The organism is Beijerinckia sp. L45, assembly GCF_009765775.1.
Classification (GTDB): Bacteria; Pseudomonadota; Alphaproteobacteria; order Rhizobiales; family Beijerinckiaceae; genus RH-AL1.
On sequence record NZ_LMUU01000117.1, the window covers coordinates 8,337 to 27,518 of the forward strand.

Consider the following 19,182-nt stretch of genomic DNA (forward strand, 5'->3'; position numbering starts at 1 on the left):
ACCGATCGCACCGGCCTGGAAGCCGGCGGCCTGTCCGGAAAGCCGCTGTTCGACCTCTCGACGCGCATGCTCGCGGCAGCCTTTTTACGGGTGGAGCGGCAGTTTCCGCTGGTCGGCGTCGGCGGGATCGACGGCGCGGAGGCGGCGTGGCGCAAGATTGCGGCCGGCGCAACCCTGGTGCAGATCTATTCGGCGTTGGTATTTGCCGGGCCGGCCCTTGTCGCCACGATCAAGCGTGGACTTTGCGACCGCCTTGGCGCAACGGCGCTTGCCGACGTGGTCGGATCGGAAGCCGGCGACTGGGCGAAGTAGCGCCCGGCAACGCGTTTATCGCGGCGCGCGATAACTGAGGATCCGCAGGATCAGCCAGACCGGCAGGACGATCGCCGCACCGGCCACGATGTAGGTGCCGAACTCGCGGATCGCGTCGAAGCCGAGATACCAGAGCCGGTCGACGAGGTTCGACAGCATGCGGAAGACATCCGCCGGCCTGATGTTGAGCCACATCAGCAGCGCGCCGACGATCAGCGACACCAGGATCAGCTTGACGAGCACAGCGAGCGGCGAGCCGCCAAGGAAGCGGCGAAGCCGCGTGTCCGGTCGCGCCGGCCAGCGTGACGGGGCGCTCTGATTCCAGTGGGGTGGGACTTCCGTCTGAGGCGGGCGTTCGTCGATCATGGCAGTTCCGGTGTGCTGTCAGGCGCGCAATGAGCCGAAATCGATCGCAGCGCAAGCCGGCCATACCCGGCGGCGATCTCGAGGGTCATGCGACCGGCGCCGAAACAGCCGCGCTAAAATCAGGCCTGCGCCGCGCGGGAGAAGTTGCCCTGCTCGATCCGCGACACCGCGATCACCGCCTGGGTGCGGCTGTCGACGCCGAGCTTTTGCAAAATCGCCGAAACATGCGCCTTTACCGTGGCTTCCGACACTTTGAGTTCGAACGCGATCTGCTTGTTGAGGCGGCCCTGCGACAGCATCATCAGCACCCGCAGCTGCTGCGGCGTCAGGCTGGCGAGACGACGCATCATGTCGGCGACCGACGGGTCGGTGGGAAGAACGGGATCAAGATCGCCCGGCGTCCAGATGTCGCCCTGCAGCACCATGCGAATGGCTTCGCGCATCATCTCGATCTCGGTCGATTTCGGGATGAAGCCGGCGGCGCCGACCTCGATGCACCGGCGCATCACGACGCGATCTTCGGTCGCCGAAACCACCACGACCGGGACTTCCGGATGCTGCGAACGCAGGTAAAGCAAGCCTGAAAAACCGCTGACGCCCGGCATCGCGAGGTCAAGCAGGACTAGGTCGATCGCGGTGTCCCGCGCCAATGCCGTCCCCAAAGAGGCGAGATCGCCCGCTTCGCGAATCTCGGCTCCGGGTAGCGCCGACGAAACGGCTTCACGCAAGGCGCCCCGAACCATCGGGTGATCGTCGGCGATGACGACGCGGATCACGTCGCAAACCGGCGCTCTATCATCCAAGATCATCGTCACGTCTCGTCCTCCAGGACGCCGCACATCACGCGGCAAGTCGGATACCGACTTTCGTAGGAGTGGTTTCGGCTTCTCCGCGTTAACCTGTCGTGAACGCAACTTTCACCTACCGTTTACATGAGTTTGAATATGCCGATATTCGCTTCGCAAGACGTCAATCGCCCGGACGCACAAAACATATGCTATTGATTTGAAACGAGTTGCGGCGCATTTCGCGTCTTTCCTTGTCAAGGGCCGACAATACAACCACTGAAAATTTTCGATCACATTTTGATGATCGGAAGTTAGCCTCGATTACCGGTCATTGAAATTGGCTACTAGAGGTAGGTGCCAATCTTTGCGAGACCGTGACATTGACGTCACGTCGAAGTGGCAGAGAATGAGCCGCGTCCGCGCGATGCTTTCGCAAGGATGGCTTTTGCGCTATGCGAAGCACCATATGATGATCAACTCTCGCCCGTTACCCGATAGGTCCGCATGAACGTCTTGTCTTCCATCGCGAGCGCCGTCTCCGACATCGTCGGTCCATCCGACCAGGAAGTCGTCGCGGCACCGTCCGCCCGCCACCGCAGCACTGCGGTGATCGTGGGCAGTGGCGAAGGCGCCATCCAGGTCGGCGGCGGCGCGCCGATCGTTGTCCAGTCGATGACGAATACCGATACCGCCGACATCGCCGGCACCGTCGCCCAGGTCGCAGCGCTGTCGCGCGCAGGCTCGGAAATGGTCCGCATCACGGTCGATCGCGACGAAGCGGCGGCCGCCGTGCCTCACATCCGCGATAGGCTCGCCAAGATCGGCTGCTTCGTGCCGCTGATCGGCGACTTCCACTACATCGGCCACAAGCTGCTCGCCGACCATCCAGCCTGCGCCGAGGCGCTGGCCAAGTACCGGATCAACCCCGGCAACGTCGGCTTCAAGGACAAGAAAGACCTGCAGTTCGGCACGATCATCGAAAAGGCGATCGAGTACGGCAAGGCGGTCCGCATCGGCGCCAACTGGGGCTCGCTCGACCAGGATCTTCTCACCAACCTGATGGACGAGAACGCCAAGTCCGCCAATCCGAAGGACATGGGCGCGGTGACCCGCGAGGCGATGCTGCAGTCCGCCCTGCTCTCGGCGGCGCGCGCCGAAGAGATGGGGCTCGGCAAGGACCGGATCATTCTTTCCGCAAAAGTCTCCGCCGTGCAGCAACTCGTCGCTGTCTACAAGATGCTGGCGGCCCGCAGCAGCTACGCGATCCATCTCGGCCTGACCGAAGCCGGCATGGGCTCGAAGGGCATCGTCGCTTCGGCGGCGGCGCTCGGCGTGCTGCTGCAGGAAGGCATCGGTGACACGATCCGCGTCTCGCTGACGCCGGAGCCGAACGGCGACCGCACGGTCGAGGTCAAGGTCGCGCAGGAAATCCTGCAAACCATGGGCTTCCGGACCTTCGTGCCGCTCGTCGCCGCCTGCCCCGGCTGCGGCCGCACGACGTCGACCGTGTTCCAGGAGCTGGCGCGCGACATCCAGAACCACATCCGTGACGAAATGCCGAACTGGAAGACGCGCTATCCCGGCGTCGAAACGCTCAACGTCGCGGTCATGGGCTGCATCGTCAACGGCCCCGGCGAGTCCAAGCACGCCGACATCGGGATCTCGCTGCCCGGCACCGGCGAAACGCCGGCCGCACCGGTGTTCATCGACGGCAAGAAGGCGCTGACTCTGCGCGGCGCCAACATCGCCGACGAGTTCAAGGTGCTGGTGGCCGACTATATCGAGCGGCGCTTCGGTGCCGCAGCCCAAAGCGCGGCGGAGTAGGCAGGGTCGTCATCTTGGATGGCTGCTTACCGCGATGTCACCCCGGGCGCGCGAGGCGCGAGCCGGGATGCGTTGAAACGTGGTTCGGGCTGCGTCGTGGTCTAAGCGCCGACCAGGTGTTCATGGATCCCGGGCTCGCCCCTCCGGGGCGCCCCGCGATGACATCGTGGGATCCTTGGAAGACCGTCGCCGCGAAAGCCGGCAATGCTCAGGCGGTCAGGCCCGCGACGAGGCTCGGGATATCCAGCGGCCGAAAGCCATAGTGGTTGAGCCAGCGGATATCGTTCTCGAAGAACGCCCGCAGGTCCGGCATGCCGTATTTCAGCATGGCGATGCGGTCGATCCCCATGCCCCAGGCAAAGCCCTGGTAGACTTCGGGATCGATGCCGCAGGCGGTGAGAACGTTCGGGTGCACCATGCCGCAGCCCAAAATCTCCAGCCAGTCGTCGCCCTCGCCGAAGCGGATCTCGCCGTCCTTGCGCGAGCAGCGGATGTCGACTTCTATCGACGGCTCGGTGAACGGGAAGAAGCTCGGGCGGAAGCGCATCGTCACGTCCGGCACCTCGAAGAACGCCTTGCAGAATTCCTCCAGGATCCACTTGAGGTTGCCGAGGTTGGCCTGCTTGTCGATGACCAGCCCCTCGACCTGATGGAACATCGGTGTGTGGGTCTGGTCGGAATCGCAGCGGTAGGTACGGCCGGGGCAGATGACGCGGATCGGCGGCTGTTGGGTCAGCATGGTGCGCACCTGCACCGGGCTGGTGTGGGTGCGCAGCAGCTTACGCGTGCCGTCGGGGCCAGGCTCGAAGAAGAACGTGTCGTGCATGTCCCGCGCCGGGTGATCAGGCGGAAAGTTCAGCTTGGTGAAATTGTAGTCGTCGGTCTCGACGTCGGGGCCTTCCGCGATGGAAAAGCCCATGTCGGCGAAGATCGCCGCGAGTTCGTCCATCACCTGGGTGATCGGATGCACGCGCCCGGTGTCGAGCGGGCTCGGGCGCACCGGCAGGGTCACGTCGATGATTTCCGCCTTGAGCCGGGCCTCGAGCGCCGCCTGCTTCAGGATCGCCTTGCGGGCCTCGAGGGCTTCGACGATGGCGTCCTTGAGCTTGTTGATCGATGCGCCGCGAACCTTGCGCTCTTCCGGCTCCATCTTGCCGAGGGTGGCGAGCAGCGCGGAGACGCTACCCTTCTTGCCCAGCGCGCCGACGCGCACGGCGTCGAGCGCCGCTTCGTCGCCCGCAGCGGCGATGGCTTCGAGGGTCAGGGCTTCGAGCGAGGCAAGATCGGACATGGCTTCCAGGACGTTTTGGTGTGCGGGCTCATCTGCCATGACAGGCGCCGTCCTGTCGAGCCGCACGCGCGTACCCCCGGCCCGGACGCGACGCCGAAGAATTGGTGAAGCAACAAACTGTCAAGCCAAGTTTGAAGACCGCCTTCGGTCCGGAAGTACCGCGTCGGAAGCATCGAGAAATCCCTTAAAACCACGCCTCGATTGAATTGCGTCCTCATTGATACGACCGAATATTGCGTTGCACGGTGAAGGGTTGGTAACGGATTGCTCATATAGTGGCATACATAAGCATTCGCGACCGGCAACCATGCCGTCGTGGGATCTTAGGCAAACGAGAGCGGCGCCATGCTGCGCCGTCGATTGCAAGTGCCCGCTCGTGGAACAGGGTCCAAGCATGCTGCGCACCGTCAATTCAAAGCTTACCGCCGGCTTTGCGGCCGTCATGATCACCGGCGCTGCGCCCGCAACGGTCGACCTCGTCTCTCATTTCGCGTCCCAGACAGCGGACGCGCAGCTTGGTTTGAAGCTGGGATGCTTGATCGGCGCCATCGCCGTCGGCGTACTCGCCGCGGTCCTGACATCGCGCCGGATCACCAGGCCTTTGACCGGCCTGACCGCCGATCTCAAGGCGCTTGCCGACGAAGCCAAGGCGCTCGACATCATCGCGACGGCGCAACGCAAGCTCGACTCGAATATCGACCTGATGCGGACGCTTCTCTACGGCCGGGGCGATCCGCGCCGGGTCGGAGAGTCCCTCTATTTCGGCGACCTGCTTGTCAATGGCGGCAACGACGTCGTCGATCAGGTGCAGGCCACCCACGGTGGCTCGGCGACGATCTTTCTTGGCGATGTGCGCATCAGCACCAACATCAAGGACAAGAACGGCAACCGTTCGATCGGCACGCGCCTGGCGCCCGGGCCAGCGCATGACGCGGTCCTGAAAGAAGGCCGCAGCTATCGCGGCGAAGCCGAAATTTTTGGCGAGACCTACATTACCATCTACGAGCCGATCGTGGTGGAAGAGTCTATCGTCGGGATTCTCTTCGTTGCGGTGAACAAGGCCGATGCCGTGATCGGCGCGGCGGACGCCCAGGCCGCCGGCCCGCTCGACGACCTCCGTCAGCTTTCGGCGAGCCTGGCGACGCTGCGCGCCGTAACTGCCCACAAGGAGCAGGTCACGCGCACGGCGATGGACGAGCGCGACGTCATGGCCGATGCCAGGCGCAAGGCGAAGGCCCTGGAGCGTGCCGCGGCGACGATGCAGCGCAACGTCGTCGATGCGCTGTCAATGGCCATGGAGAAGCTAGCGGGTGCCGACCTAACCCATCGCATCGACATGGCGTTCCCGAGCGAATACCAGAAGCTCAAGGACGACTTCGGAGGTGCTCTTTCGGCGTTGCGCGATACCATGCGCGCGATCATGGGCGAAACGCAGTCGATGCGCGGCCATTCGGTGGAGATCGCGCAAGCCGTGGATGAACTGTCCCGCCGTACCGAACAGCAGGCCGCGAGCCTCGAGGAAACCGCCGCGGCGCTCGACCTCATCACTGCAACCGTCAAGCGCACCGCCGAGGGCGTCGACGACGCGCGCAAGGTCGTCGGTACCACCAAGGCCGATGCGGAACATTCCAGCGCGGTGGTCGGTCAGGCCGTCGACGCCATGGCAGCGATCGAGGAATCGTCGAAGCAGATCAGCCGGATCATCGTGGTGATCGACGATATCGCGATGCAGACCAACCTGCTCGCCCTGAACGCCGGCGTCGAGGCCGCGCGCGCCGGCGATGCGGGCCGGGGTTTTGCGGTCGTGGCCTCGGAAGTCCGAGCACTGGCCCAGCGCTCGGCCGAAGCGGCGAAAGAAATCAAGAGCCTGATCTCGGCCTCGACACAACAGGTGACCCAGGGCGTCGCGCTCGTCGGCGAGACGGGCCGGTCGCTGGAGCGCATCGTCGCGCAGGTGGCCGAGGTCAATGCCATCGTCGCGATCATCGCCGCCTCGGCGCAGGAGCAGGCGGTCAGCCTGCAAGAGGTCAACACCGCGGTCAACCAGATGGATCAGGTGACCCAGCAGAACGCTGCGATGGTCGAAGAATCGACCGCCGCCAGCCATCACCTCGCTCAGGAAGCCGGCAAACTCGAGGAACTCGTCAGCCAGTTCCAGACCGGGACAGCCGACATCGTGCCGCTGCCGCGAAGCGCCGGTCGATTTGAGGGCTCGAACGCCAAATCGGCGCCGCGTCCCGCGCTGCGGAGCGTGGCGAGCGGCGGCGCGGCGGCCCGCAAACCCGAGCCCGACAAGGACTGGGAAGAGTTCTGAGACGGCACCTCTACCAGAGCACGCCGTTCTCCGGCGCCAGGGGCTCGGGCGCCGGCTCGCCGAGCATCTGCAGCAGATCGATTTCCACGGTCCGGCACATCGCACTCATCGGCACGTCGTAGATCTCGTTGCTGAAGGGATCCATCAGGTCGTCGCCGATCTGCAGCAGGATCAGGAACATCAGGCCGACGAAGGCCGAGCCGACGGGCGTGTAGACGCCGAGGTCGCGCACCACCGCGAACGGCAGGATGACGCAAAAAATTCGGGTGAAGAAGACGGGAAAGAAGCGGTATTGGCTCGGCATCGGCGTCCGCTTGATCCGCTCCATGCCGCCCTGCGCATTGGCGATATCGACGAGGGTGGTCTCGATGCGCACGCGCCCAAAGCTGTCGATCAGACCGGCGCGAAAAGCGTCGCTGACGAGGATCGCCGTGTCGGTCAGGATCGCATTGGGCTGGTTGGTGAAAACTTTAACGGCCGCCGCCTGGTCCGGCGCCAGATAAGTCGTGATCTCGGCGCCGTCGGCCTCGCCGCGGAGACCCGTTCGCAACTGATGCACATAGGCGATCTGGCTGCACACGATCGCGCGTCGCAGCCCCGCGCTGTCGGCGCGCGCATCGCAGAGGCTGAGCGCCTGCCGAGCGAGACTGCGGGAGGCGTTGATCATCAGGCCCCAAAGCGAGCGGGCCTCCCACCAGCGCGCATAGGCGGAATTATCTCGAAATCCGAGAAACAGCGCCAGTGCCGTCCCGAACAGAGAGAGCGGGACCTCGAGCTGCATGATTTTCGGATTGATCCAGAAATAGATCAGCGTGACGATGACGTCCCACACGAAAAGGACGGCCAGCGGCCCGATGATTTCGCGGGCGGCATGGCCGATGCGCGGTGTGCTGCCAACGATCATGGGATGGGTCCAGGCTTAGGAAGCCGCCCTTCTAGCCGCTTTCGCCGGGATCGCCGAATGCGGGCGACCGTGATTCCAGTAATTCCACCGCGCCGCAAAGCCAACTAGAACTGCGCAGCGAACCCCGAGTCGAAAGGTAACCCGCGTGGATTTTCCGTTTCCCGTTCTCGTCGGCGACATCGGCGGCACCAATGCCCGCTTCGCAATCATTTCGGAGCCGGGCGCGCCGCCCTCCCCGGCCGAGCATCGCGCAACGCATGCGTTTCCCAGCCTTGAAGCCGCTATCGAAGACGCGCTGCCCCAGTTGCCGGAGAAGCCGCGTTCGATCATCGCCTGCGCCGCCGGCCCGGTCGAAGATCGCAGCGTGATCATGACCAACGCTCACTGGACGATCGAAGGTCCCGACGTCGCCAAGGCGCACGGGCTCGAACAGGGCCTGCTGCTCAACGATTTTGAAGCGCAGGCGCTGACCATCCCGGTGCTGAAGGACGAATGGGTGAAGGTATTGGGCCCGTCAATCCCGGAGAGCAGCGGCGCGCGCCTCGTGCTCGGACCCGGAACGGGCCTTGGCGCCAGCGCCCTGCTGGAAATCGACGGCAAGCATTTCGCGCTGGCCAGCGAAGCCGGCCACGTCGATTTCGGCCCGGTCGGTTCTGAAGAATCAGCGATCTGGCCGCATCTGCCGATGACGCAGCATGGGCGGGTCAGCGCGGAAACGGTGCTGTCCGGCCCCGGCCTTGTGCGCCTGCATCAGGCACGGCTGACGGCGCGCGGCATCGTAACCACCCGCATCCCCAATGAGCACGACCTCGTGGCGGCGGCCCATGCCAATCGCCAGGGCGACGAGGCCGAGACGGTGCGGCTGTTCTGGCGCCTCGCGGCGCGATTTGCCGGCGACATGACGCTCGCCTTTCTCGCAACGGGCGGCGTGACGTTTTCCGGCGGGGTCCTGCCGCGTCTCGTCAGCTTTGCCGACCCAGCGGTGTTTCGCGCCCGCTACGAAGACAAGGCACCGTTCGGAGACCTCCTGCGCAACGTCGGGACCCGGCTCATCGTCGTCGACGACGCGGTGCTGTCAGGCCTCGGCGCCATCGCCGCGCGGCCCGACGCCTACGCGCTGGACTACACGCGGCGTGCCTGGTGCTGACGCCCGTCTAAGCGGCGTGTGAGGCCGGTTCCTGCGCCAGGATCGCGTACAGCGTCATCGCATCCCGGGTGCCACGAAGCTTTGCCGTGACGCTCTGCGAGCGCAGCAGGCGCGCTGCCCGGGCGAGAGCCTTCAAATGATCCGCGCCCGCGCTTTCTGGCGCGAGAAGCAGCAGAATGAGATCGACCGGCTCGCTGTCCAGCGCCTCGAAATCGATCGGACGATCGACACGGGCGAAGACGCCGAAGATGTGATCGATTTTGGCGAGCTTGCCATGTGGAATCGCGATGCCGTTGCCGATGCCGGTGGAGCCCAGCCGCTCGCGCTGCAGCAAGGCATCGAAGATTTCGCGCGCGGGAAGGCCACACTGAATCGCCGCGGCTTCGCTCAGTTCCTGCAGCGCCTGCTTCTTGGTTCCGACCTTCAGGGAAGGGAGGATGGCGGCGGGTGCGATCAAATCCGTCAAAGTCATTGGTTTCGTCATCCAGAAGACGGCGGCCGGCAGGGGCCTCGCAAGGCACCCGGCCTCGTGAAGCATCTGCACGACCCGCGCCACCGCGAACGTCGCGCCAGCGCTTTCGATCCACGATCGAAAGGATGAGACCGCCGTGTCGGCGTCCTTCTAGCTCGCTTCGCGCCCGGAGAACAGTGTTCGGGCGGCGTGCTCTGTCCGCCTTATGACGCCTTGCCGTTCGACACCCCAAGCGGGTCGATCCAGCCGATGTTGCCGTCCGCACGACGATACACGATGTTGATGCGGCTGTTCTCCGCATAGCGGAAGATCACGACGGAGCAGGCGGCGCTGTCGAGTTGGCGCACGGCGGCGGCGACGGTCATTTCCTTGAACCCATGCGCCGGCTCGGAAATCACCACTGGGAAGGTTTCCTCATCGATCTCTTCGAGCAGATCGACCGGGAAAGGCTCGAGATCGCCGTCGACATCTGCAAGCGCGGCTATGGCGCCGTTGCCGTGGTGGCTGGTCTGGCGCTTCTTGTGGCGTCGCAGCCGCCGTTCGATCCGGTCGGCCGCCTTGTCGAAGCTGACATAGGGCTCGTGCGCAGTCGCATCGACCTGCAGCGTGATCCCAGCGGCGAGAAACAGCGTGCAGTCCGACCGGTAGCCCGACCCTTCTGGCCCGATGGTCACATGCCCCGAGGGGGCCCCGGCATGGTATTTGGCTGTCACCCCATCGATGCGCGCCTGGACATGGGAGCGCAGGGCGTCGCCGATCGCGAGGTTTTTTCCCGAAATGCGTAGGGTCATCGGCAACCTCCGGCCTTATCGAAAGAGCGGCCTCAGCAGCATGGCGTCCGGAATCGCGAGGGTATTAACCGTTCTGGCGGCAGCGTGTCGTAATGCGATCCGGCAGACACTCCGCTTGAGAAACGCTCGGGATGCGCCGCAAAGCGGCGCAGTCGGACAGGTTACGGAGGGTGGCTGTGACAAGTCAATGACAGTTTCGGCAACGCTTCGGGCATGGCGACTCAGTGGGAGCCGGGCTATTATCGGCTCCATGCCGATCACGACGCCGAAAACCGCTCTCCGCAGTTTCGACATCAGCTTCTTCGATGTCGTCCATGCGGGCGAGACCCACAGGGTCCAGATCAAGCGTGTCGCGACGGCCCGTCGCTTCACGCTGCGGGTGCGTGCCGCCACCCGCGACGTCGTGCTGACCCTGCCGCCCCGCGGCTCGTTGGTCCGCGCCAAGGTCTTCGTCGAGCGCCATGCCGCCTGGATCGGCGTTCGCCTCGCACGGCTGCCGGCCCCCACCCCGTTCGGGCCGGGTGCTGTGGTCCCGCTGCGCGGCGTCCTGCATGAGATCACCCATTGCGTCGGCGCGCGCGGTACCGTCTGGGTCGAGGCCGCCGCCAGCGAGAGTGGCGGCATGCCAAAACTCTGCGTCAGCGGCGACGCGCCCTTCGTCGCACGCCGCGTCCAGGACTTTCTGATGCGCGAGGCGCGCCGCGATCTGCTTGCGGCGGTCGCCCGTCATACGGCATCGCTCGGAGTCAACGCAAAACGTCTGACCCTGCGCGATACGACCACCCGCTGGGGCTCGTGCTCGTCCGCCGGGGCACTGAATTTTTCCTGGCGGCTGATCATGGCGCCGCCCTTTGTGCTCGACTATCTCGCCGCACACGAGGTTGCCCACCTCGTTCACATGAACCATTCCGCTGCCTATTGGGCGGTGGCGAAGCGGCTCGTCCCGGACATGGATCGCGCCGAAGCCTGGCTGAAAGTGCATGGCGTCGAGCTGATGCGCTTCGGGGCTAACGCCGGATCGCCGTGATGTAGCAGCCGCGGCGGCCTTCTGCCGTGGCCTTCTGCTCGTAGCGGGTACCGACCCATTCCGGCCACGGGTACTGCCAGTCGGCCGCCGTCGCGGCAGGCCAGGTGAAATCCGGCGAGCGCAGCAGGCGCGCCAGCGTCCAGCCACAGATGTCGTCGATGTCGGTCGCGAAGCGCAGTTCCGCGCCGGGTATCATCACACGGGCAAGGCGCACCAGCATGGCGTCGGAAATGAACCGCCGCTTGTGCTGCCGCCGTTTCGGCCAGGGATCGGGATAGAACAGGAAGAGCCGGCCGATGCTGGCCGGCGGCAGCGCATCGATGAGCGCACCGGCGTCGCCGCAATGCAGCCGGACGTTGTCGAGGTCGGCGCTGGCGAGGTCGGCCAGCGCCCGGGCCATGCCATTGAGAAAGGGCTCACAGCCGATCAGCCCGACGTCCGGGTGCAGCGTCGCGGCATTGAGCAGATGCTCGCCGCCGCCGAAGCCAACTTCCAGCCAGACGTCATCCGGCGCGCGCGCGAAAAGCGCCGTGGCGTCGGGGATCGGCGCGGTGATGTCGACGGCAAGGCGCGGCAGCAGGGTGTCGACCAGCACGCGCTGGTATTTTGCCAGCGGCTTGCCGACGCGCCGCCCATGCAGCGGCGAGGAAACGGGCCGTTCAAGGATCTCAGCCACGTTCGTAACGCCAAGGCGCCAGCAGGGCTGGCTCGATCGAGATGGATCTCACCCTGAAGAGACTTTCAGGGTGAGCGATTGCAAAAAGTCTCAGGCCGCGACGGCGGCTTTCATCTTCTCGACGAGATCGGTCTTCTCCCAGGAGAAGCCACCCTCGGCGTCCGGAATGCGGCCGAAATGGCCGTAGGACGAGGTGCGGGCGTAGACCGGACGGTTGAGCTGCAGGTGCTCGCGGATGCCGCGCGGCGACAGGCGCATGATCTGGCCGAGCACCGTCTCGAGCTTCTCTTCCGACACATTGTGGCCGGTGCCGTGAAGATCGACGTAGATCGACAGCGGCTCGGCCACGCCGATGGCGTAAGAGAGCTGGATGGTGCAGCGATCGGCAAAACCGGCCGCGACCACGTTCTTGGCGAGGTAGCGCGCGGCATAGGCGGCTGAGCGATCCACCTTGGTCGGATCCTTGCCGGAGAAGGCGCCGCCGCCGTGCGGAGCCGCGCCGCCGTAGGTGTCCACGATGATTTTCCGCCCGGTCAGGCCGCAGTCGCCGTCGGGGCCGCCGATGACGAACTTGCCGGTCGGGTTGATGTGCCAGACCGTCTCATCGCTGATCCAGCCGGCCGGGAGCGACTTGCAAATGAACGGTTCGACGATGCGGCGAATGTCGGCCGAGCTGAGGCTCTCGTCGACATGCTGCGTCGACAGCACGATCTGCGTCACGCCGACCGGCTTGCCGTCGACATACTTGACGGTGACCTGGCTCTTGGCATCGGGGCCGAGCTTGCCGGCTTCGCCGGTGCCAGCCTTGCGGGCATGGGTAAGGTCTTCGAGGATCTTGTGGGCGTAATAGATCGGCGCCGGCATCAGCTCCGGCGTCTCGCGGCAGGCGTAGCCGAACATGATGCCCTGGTCGCCCGCGCCTTCGTCCTTGTTGCCGCCGGCATCGACGCCCTGCGCGATATCCGCGGACTGGGCATGCAGCAGCACTTCGATCTGCGCGGTCTCCCAGTGGAAGCCGGCCTGCTCGTAGCCGATCGCCTTGATGGCGTTGCGCGCGACCTTGACGATTTCGGCGGGATCGATCATCGGCCCGCGGACTTCGCCGGCGATGACGACGCGGTTGGTCGTGGCGAGCGTCTCGCAGGCGACGCGGATCTCGTAGGGGTCGACGCCGGCCTTGGCGCCTTCGCGGAAGAACAGATCGACGACTTCGTCGGAAATCCGATCGCAGACCTTGTCGGGATGGCCTTCGGAGACCGATTCGCTCGTAAACAGGTAATTCGCGCGTGCCAAGGATATCTCCGGAAGTTTTGGAGGGAGCTGGAAATCCGGCCGAAGCCATAGGCAACGCCGCGAGCCAAGGCAAGCTTTTGCCGCCCGAGACGATATTTGCCGGGCCGCGGCAGGCGCAACGCTTGCGTGCCGAGGCGATTGGACGTGTAAGGCGTTCGACAGCCCGCGGCCGTCCGGCCGCTCCTGCAGTTTCGACCGCTCCTTCCAACAGTAACCGGCACCCACATGACCTCAGGCCTGGACGCGACTGCCCTGCCCCTGCTCGATCACGGCCTCGCCGATCTCGCCGGGCGCTACGACCTCATTCTCTGCGACGTCTGGGGTGTCATCCACAACGGCGTCACTCATCATTCCGCGGCCGTCGACGCGTTGCAGCGGTTTCGCCGCGGTGGTGGGACAGTCGTCCTCATCACCAATGCGCCGGCGCCGGCGCGCAACGTGGTGGCCCGCATGGATTCGCTCGGGGTGCCGCACGACGCCTATGATGCCATCGCGACGTCGGGCGACGTGACGGTGGCGATGATCGTCGAGGCCGGCTGTCCGCCGCTCCTCAACATCGGCCCGGAGCGCGAGGTCGACCTCTACCGCGAGGCAGGCCTGCTCGGCGCGCACGGCCCCACCCTCGTCGGCGTCGAAGAGGCCGAGCTGGTGATCTGCATCAGCCCCTCCGACCGGATCGGCCGGCAGCCCGAGGATTACGACGCGCTGCTCCGGTCGATGCTGGCGCGCAAGCTCACGATGATCTGCGCCAATCCGGATATCGTCGTCGAGGTGGGGGACACGCTGGAATATTGTGCCGGGGCGATCGCCGAGCGTTACGAGGCGATCGGCGGCACGGTGATCCAGGCCGGCAAGCCGTTTCCGGCGATCTACGAGCGGGCTCTGGGTCTAACGCGGGAGAAGCTCGGCGATGTCGCGACATCGCGGATCCTCGCCATCGGCGACGCGATGCATACGGACATGCAGGGTGCGCGGGACCAGGGCATCGACGGCCTTTTCATCACGTCGGGGATCCACCGCGCCGAGCTGCATGGCGACGCCCGCAGCAATCCGCTCGACCGCGCGGCGCTGCGGCAGTTCCTGGCTTCGCGCGACGCCAGGCCGAGGGCCGCGCTCGGGACGCTGACCTGGGCGGTCTGATCAGGCCGCGGCGGCGGTCGCGAAGACGGCGTCGATCTTGGACTTCAGGGTCGCCGCGTTGAACGGCTTGACGATGTAATGGCTGACGCCGGCGCGCCGCGCGGCGACGACGTTGTCCGTCTTCGATTCGGCGGTGACCATGATGAACGGGACGTCCACGGACGGGCCGCCGGCCCGCACCTTTTCGAGGAGCTGGAAGCCGGTCATCGGCTCCATGTTCCAGTCGGAGATGATCAGGCCATAGGTCTTCTGGTTGATCTTCTCGAGCGCCGCCTGGCCGTTAGAGGCGTCGTCAACGTTCTCGAAGCCGATCTGCTTCAGCAGGCTGCGGATGATGCGCACCATGGTCTGGTAATCATCGACCACGAGGATGGGCATGCTGGTATCGACGGCCATAATTCTACTCTCCAGTCGGACTGCCGGCACGAACGTCAGTGACTTGGTCTAAAACACGCCATCAAAGATGTCGCGAAAAGGTTGATAATCTCTTCCAATCGGCCAGAAAATCAGAGTTTTACTTGCTGCGTTACTGCTCCCGGCGGGGTGTCAGCTCCGGTCAAAGCGCGACGCCAGGGCGGCTGGGCGCTGACGCCGAGTGTCGCGTACAGGATGCGGACCGAGGGCCTCGTCGTTTTGCGCGGCGGCAGGCCACTGCGCTTGACCTTCCCGCATCGTGGCATCAGGGTCCGCCCGCACATGGCTCGGCGCGCGCCGCCCAATCGATGATCCTTGCTTGACCGACACCCTGACCGCCCGGCCGTTCACTCTCGCCCTCGATCCCATGACGCCCCCACCGCGCCTCGAACACGCGATCCTGGCCGTCGGAAACTTCGACGGCATCCACCGCGGCCATGTCGCGGTGATAGAGCGCGCCAAGGCGCTGGCGAAGGCGCGCGACGTACCCTGCGCCGTCCTGACCTTCGAACCGCATCCCAGCGACTATTTTGGCGGGGCCGGCACGATCTTTCGCCTGAGTCCACTCGACGCCAAGGCGGCGATGATCGAAAAACTCGGGGTCGATGGCATGATCGTGCTGACCTTCGATGCCGCGCTCGCCAGCCTGCCGGCGGAGGCCTTCGTCCGCGAGATCCTGGTCGAACGTCTGGGCGTCGGCGGCGTGATCGCGGGCTATGATTTTCATTTCGGCCGCCATCGCGGGGGAACCCCCGCTTTTCTCAAGACGGCCGGCGCGACCCACGGCTTTACCGTCGATATCGTCGAACGCATCGATGCCGACGAAACCGGCGCCGTTCAGATCGCCTCGTCGACCGCCACCCGCACCGCGCTGGAAGCCGGCGACATCGCGCAGGCGACCGCCCTGCTCGGCCATCCCTACACGATCGCCGGCCCCGTGCTGCCCGGTCAACAGCTTGGGCGGACGCTCGGCTTTCCCACCGCCAACATGCAGGCCGACCCGAGCTGCCGCCTCCGCCACGGCATTTACGCCGTGCGCGCCACCGTCGACGGCGTGACCCATGACGGCGTCGCCAGCTACGGCCGCCGCCCGACCGTCGACAACGGCGCGCCTCTGCTCGAAACGTTTCTGTTCGATTTTTCCGGCGACCTCTATGGCAAGGTGATGGACGTCGCCTTCATCGCCTGGTTGCGGTCGGAGGAGAAATTCGACAGCCTCGAGGCGCTGACGGTGCAGATGCTGAAGGACGCGGCGGACGCCAAGGCGGCTTTGGCGATGCATCCGGGTTAGGCCGCGCCATCGCTGTTGCAGGAATGCAACAGAAGAATCGCGGATCGCATCACCGCATTTTTGCGTCACTTGCGTCACTGCGTCACCATCAGCTTCGCAAACCAGGGCAAAGATGAGCGCTGCGGGCGACGAGATCAACACCCGGCGTCGGCGGCGATGTTGGCAATCGGACATCGGCTCCGTTGAAGCGGGAACCGGTTCGATGCGCGTGTTTCAGAAAATGCGCTATGATCGCGGCATGGACCGCAGCGACGTCATAGCCCGGTTGCGCTCCGTGGAGCCGGCCCTTCGTGCCCGCGGCATCGCGGCGCTGTACCTCTTTGGGTCGTATGGACGCGACGACGCCGGCGCGACATCGGACATCGATATTTTCGTCGATGCCGCGAGCGATCGCTTCTACGACCTCAGCAATTTCATGGGTGCCTACGATGCCCTGCGGACGGCATTTCCCGAAACCCGCATCGGGTATTCGACGCGCGATGGCTTATCCAAATACGTCAGAGATGTTGCGGAAGATGAGGCGATCCGCGTTTTCTGATGGCAGCCAGCAAGACGCCGCTCTTAGTAATTCCAGGCGCCCAAGGGAGGCGCGCTCTCGCGAACGGTGTCGCAGGCGCCTACACCCTTAGGGCTTCGATTGCTGACTCAGCCGCCCGTCCTGGCGGCAAAGCTACGCGCCGCCGCAGAGCCTAGCAGCGCGCTCGGTCGCCCCTTTCATTGGCACTTTGCTGCGCCCTTTGGGTGACGCGCCGCACGCCCGGTCGACGGACCTGAGGCGCGTCGAAGAGAGAAACCGACTATACGACCAGGGCGGCTTAGCAGCTAAAAAGATGGTAAATCTTCGGAATGATATCCGACGCACAAGCTAGACGACGAGCCGCCAACGCCAAACAGGTGGTATCGGCTTGGTTCGACAGTTCCGACATGGAGCTGCGCCTACGACCCAAACTGCTAAGCGGTATTGAGGCCATATCGATAGAGGTAGAAAAGCGCTCCGATTGGTTTGAGGTCAATACAGTCGCGCTTGGCCAACAGGCGCTGCCGATATTATTTAGCTCACCGAGAATGAGAGCTTTTCCGTGCCAAGGTGCCCTCGCGGTAACAACGATAGCGCCTCTTTGGGATGTCGGCTTAGCCGCAATTATAAAAGATGAAGAGGTAAAGCACGTAATTAATTGGTTTTTACACTATGCAAAACAGTATGTTCATCGATCAGGCGTGGCCTCTGTATTAATGATAGCCTGGGAGCAACATAAGGCTCTTCCCACCATCTTTGGCAGCTCGACGTTATTCCACCGGTACGGGCCAATGCGTCCGATGCCCGACTTCGACGTTGCCTTGCAAAACGCGCAGAGCGAAGCGATTGCCCAATGGGGCAATCCGACCGGCGCACAAAGCCCTAGTGCGTGGTCGAAGTGGACATCGAGAAATACGCTCGACCCGTTTATTCACCAAGCAATCTCGCATTTCCTTCGGGCTCAAGATTTGAAAAGTCATGATTTTAATCTTGAGGCCTTCGTCGCATTTGACTGTGTAGTGCAGTCGATAGCTTCTTTCCTTAATGTTCGTGGGCGTTCCACCAAAACGAGAAGCGACGTTTGCGCGGAGTTAGGCCTTTCGGTAGAAATCAGGAGTATTGCAGACTACGCGTATTTCATCCGCAATAACTTCGGCGCCCATCCAAAAGGCTGGCGGTGGTGGGACGTTGCAGAGATGGTCAACCCCGATATTGAATTCATGGCCCTAGCTGCCGAGGAGATATTGTCGGCAGCTGGTGATTTTGAGGCCGGTAGCCGAAAGCTAGACCCGAATCCATCACATTGGGGTCAATGGCTTTTCGACAACTTCGTCGTACTTTGGGATGCCGTCTGGTTTCGCGAGATAGAACCGTAGGCGTTAAGCCTGCCTCTGAAACTCGCCCTCAGGTCATGTCGTCGAGCGCTTCGCCATCATACTGCGCGACCGTCGCAAGATCCTTGTCGCCGCGGCCCGAAATGTTGACCACCATCAGATGATCGCGCGGGCGGTCCTGGGCGACGTCGAAGACGCGGGCCAGCGCATGCGCGGGCTCGAGTGCCGGGATGATGCCTTCGAGCTTGGCGCAGCGATGAAAGGCTTCGAGCGCCTCGACGTCGGTCGCCGAGAGATAGGTGACCCGGCCGGAATCCCGCAGCCACGAATGCTCCGGCCCGATGCCGGGATAGTCGAGCCCGGCCGAGATCGAGTGGCCCTCCTCGATCTGCCCTTCCTTGTCCATCAGCAGATAGGTGCGATTGCCGTGCAGCACGCCGGGGCGGCCGCCGGCGAGCGAGGCCGCATGCTTCTTGTCGAGGCCGAAGCCCGCCGCCTCGACGCCAAAGATCTCGACGCTGGGATCGTCGAGGAACGGATGCATGATGCCGATCGCGTTGGACCCGCCGCCGATGCAGGCGAAGATGGAATCCGGCAGGCGCCCTTCGGCCTTCTGCATCTGCACCTTGGTCTCGTCGCCGATGACGCACTGGAAGTCGCGCACCATCGCGGGATAGGGATGCGGGCCGGCGGCGGTGCCGATGCAATAGAAGGTGTCGTCGACATGCGCGACCCAGTCGCGCAACGCTTCGTTCATCGCGTCCTTGAGGGTACGCGCGCCGGATTGCACGGCCACCACCGTCGCGCCCAGCATGTTCATGCGATAGACGTTCGGCTTCTGCCGCTCGACGTCGACGGCGCCCATGTAGACGATACATTCGAGGCCGAAGCGGGCGCAGGCGGTCGCCGTCGCCACACCATGCTGACCGGCCCCGGTCTCGGCGATGATCCGCGTCTTGCCCATCCGCCGTGCCAGCAGGATCTGCCCGATCACGTTGTTGATCTTGTGCGCGCCGGTGTGGTTCAGCTCCTCGCGCTTGAAATAGATTTTCGCGCCGCCCGGCTTGCCGACCTTGGTCGCCTCGCCGCGCAGATGCTCGGTCAAGCGCTCGGCATAATACAGCGGACTCGGGCGGCCGACGTAATGGGTCAGCAGATTGTCGAACTCGGCCTTGAAGGCGGGGTCGGTCTTGGCGGCTTCGTAATGCGCTTCGAGGTCGAGGATCAGCGGCATCAGCGTCTCGGCCACGAAGCGACCGCCGAACAGGCCGAAGCGGCCGC

At 64.4% G+C, this 19,182-nt stretch carries 18 protein-coding genes and 1 pseudogene; 9 read left to right on the top strand and 10 right to left on the bottom strand.

Going from position 1 to position 19,182, the window contains the following annotated elements; translation table 11 throughout:
* Positions 1 to 312: pseudogene (locus GSQ79_RS29505) on the top strand (dihydroorotate dehydrogenase (quinone)); the annotation flags it as partial.
* 15 nt (positions 313 to 327) lie between these two features.
* Here GSQ79_RS29505 and GSQ79_RS29510 read toward each other — a convergent pair.
* A complete protein-coding gene (locus tag GSQ79_RS29510; RefSeq protein WP_246725296.1) occupies positions 328 to 678 on the bottom strand; it encodes a DUF6460 domain-containing protein in 351 nt (116 codons plus the stop codon).
* A 119-nt stretch (positions 679 to 797) separates the two neighbouring features.
* Complete coding sequence (locus tag GSQ79_RS12600; protein ID WP_158809076.1) at positions 798 to 1,487, bottom strand: response regulator transcription factor; 690 nt, start codon at positions 1,485 to 1,487, stop codon at positions 798 to 800.
* A 483-nt stretch (positions 1,488 to 1,970) separates the two neighbouring features.
* Between GSQ79_RS12600 and ispG the strand changes: the two genes are divergently transcribed.
* The gene (gene ispG, locus GSQ79_RS12605) at positions 1,971 to 3,290 is read left to right on the top strand and encodes a flavodoxin-dependent (E)-4-hydroxy-3-methylbut-2-enyl-diphosphate synthase (RefSeq protein ID WP_158809062.1); all 1,320 of its coding nucleotides are present in this window, start codon (positions 1,971 to 1,973) and stop codon (positions 3,288 to 3,290) included.
* A gap of 208 nt (positions 3,291 to 3,498) precedes the next feature.
* Here the strand turns inward: ispG and pheS are convergent, their stop codons facing one another.
* Entirely contained in the window at positions 3,499 to 4,581 is a 1,083-nt protein-coding gene (pheS, locus tag GSQ79_RS12610) for a phenylalanine--tRNA ligase subunit alpha (RefSeq protein ID WP_158809077.1), read from the bottom strand.
* Between the two features lie 394 nt (positions 4,582 to 4,975).
* On the opposite strand from pheS, the gene GSQ79_RS12615 reads away from it, so the two are divergent.
* Positions 4,976 to 6,895 (top strand): methyl-accepting chemotaxis protein, encoded by a 1,920-nt coding sequence (locus GSQ79_RS12615; protein ID WP_158809063.1) that lies wholly within the window; start codon positions 4,976 to 4,978, stop codon positions 6,893 to 6,895.
* Positions 6,896 to 6,905: 10 nt separating this feature from the next.
* Here GSQ79_RS12615 and GSQ79_RS12620 read toward each other — a convergent pair whose 3' ends face one another.
* The gene (locus GSQ79_RS12620; RefSeq protein WP_158809064.1) at positions 6,906 to 7,799 is read right to left on the bottom strand and encodes a bestrophin family protein; all 894 of its coding nucleotides are present in this window, start codon (positions 7,797 to 7,799) and stop codon (positions 6,906 to 6,908) included.
* A gap of 145 nt (positions 7,800 to 7,944) precedes the next feature.
* Between GSQ79_RS12620 and GSQ79_RS12625 the strand changes: the two genes are divergently transcribed.
* Positions 7,945 to 8,946 carry a glucokinase gene (locus GSQ79_RS12625; protein ID WP_158809065.1) on the top strand — a complete coding sequence of 334 codons (1,002 nt, stop codon included), beginning with the start codon at positions 7,945 to 7,947 and terminating at the stop codon, positions 8,944 to 8,946.
* 7 nt (positions 8,947 to 8,953) lie between these two features.
* Here the strand turns inward: GSQ79_RS12625 and ptsN are convergent, their stop codons facing one another.
* Together ptsN and raiA are read right to left on the bottom strand one after the other, a co-directional pair.
* Positions 8,954 to 9,418 (bottom strand): PTS IIA-like nitrogen regulatory protein PtsN, encoded by a 465-nt coding sequence (ptsN, locus tag GSQ79_RS12630; protein ID WP_158809066.1) that lies wholly within the window; start codon positions 9,416 to 9,418, stop codon positions 8,954 to 8,956.
* Between the two features lie 203 nt (positions 9,419 to 9,621).
* A complete protein-coding gene (gene raiA, locus GSQ79_RS12635) occupies positions 9,622 to 10,209 on the bottom strand; it encodes a ribosome-associated translation inhibitor RaiA (RefSeq protein ID WP_158809067.1) in 588 nt (195 codons plus the stop codon).
* Positions 10,210 to 10,459: 250 nt separating this feature from the next.
* Between raiA and GSQ79_RS12640 the strand changes: the two genes are divergently transcribed.
* Positions 10,460 to 11,236, top strand: coding sequence for a M48 family metallopeptidase (locus GSQ79_RS12640; protein ID WP_158809068.1), 777 nt, complete (start codon positions 10,460 to 10,462; stop codon positions 11,234 to 11,236).
* On the opposite strand, the gene GSQ79_RS12645 is transcribed toward GSQ79_RS12640, so the two are convergent.
* Both GSQ79_RS12645 and metK read right to left on the bottom strand, forming a co-directional pair.
* Positions 11,217 to 11,912, bottom strand: coding sequence for a tRNA (guanosine(46)-N(7))-methyltransferase TrmB (locus GSQ79_RS12645; protein ID WP_158809069.1), 696 nt, complete (start codon positions 11,910 to 11,912; stop codon positions 11,217 to 11,219). The two genes, GSQ79_RS12640 and GSQ79_RS12645, sit on opposite strands and share 20 nt — an antisense overlap.
* Positions 11,913 to 12,002: 90 nt before the next feature.
* A complete protein-coding gene (gene metK, locus GSQ79_RS12650) occupies positions 12,003 to 13,205 on the bottom strand; it encodes a methionine adenosyltransferase (protein ID WP_158809070.1) in 1,203 nt (400 codons plus the stop codon).
* Between the two features lie 225 nt (positions 13,206 to 13,430).
* On the opposite strand from metK, the gene GSQ79_RS12655 reads away from it, so the two are divergent.
* Complete coding sequence (locus GSQ79_RS12655; protein ID WP_158809071.1) at positions 13,431 to 14,345, top strand: TIGR01459 family HAD-type hydrolase; 915 nt, start codon at positions 13,431 to 13,433, stop codon at positions 14,343 to 14,345.
* Here GSQ79_RS12655 and GSQ79_RS12660 read toward each other — a convergent pair whose 3' ends face one another.
* Complete coding sequence (locus GSQ79_RS12660; protein WP_158809072.1) at positions 14,346 to 14,741, bottom strand: response regulator; 396 nt, start codon at positions 14,739 to 14,741, stop codon at positions 14,346 to 14,348.
* 337 nt (positions 14,742 to 15,078) lie between these two features.
* Between GSQ79_RS12660 and GSQ79_RS12665 the strand changes: the two genes are divergently transcribed.
* From GSQ79_RS12665 to GSQ79_RS12675, 3 genes are all read left to right on the top strand, one after another.
* Positions 15,079 to 16,050 carry a bifunctional riboflavin kinase/FAD synthetase gene (locus tag GSQ79_RS12665; RefSeq protein ID WP_246725297.1) on the top strand — a complete coding sequence of 324 codons (972 nt, stop codon included), beginning with the start codon at positions 15,079 to 15,081 and terminating at the stop codon, positions 16,048 to 16,050.
* Between the two features lie 202 nt (positions 16,051 to 16,252).
* Positions 16,253 to 16,588, top strand: coding sequence for a nucleotidyltransferase family protein (locus GSQ79_RS12670; protein ID WP_246725298.1), 336 nt, complete (start codon positions 16,253 to 16,255; stop codon positions 16,586 to 16,588).
* Positions 16,589 to 16,896: 308 nt separating this feature from the next.
* Positions 16,897 to 17,943 (top strand): hypothetical protein, encoded by a 1,047-nt coding sequence (locus tag GSQ79_RS12675; RefSeq protein ID WP_158809073.1) that lies wholly within the window; start codon positions 16,897 to 16,899, stop codon positions 17,941 to 17,943.
* A 28-nt stretch (positions 17,944 to 17,971) separates the two neighbouring features.
* Here the strand turns inward: GSQ79_RS12675 and trpB are convergent.
* The coding region (trpB, locus tag GSQ79_RS12680; RefSeq protein ID WP_158809074.1) for a tryptophan synthase subunit beta at positions 17,972 to 19,182 on the bottom strand (1,211 nt) is incomplete at its 5' end.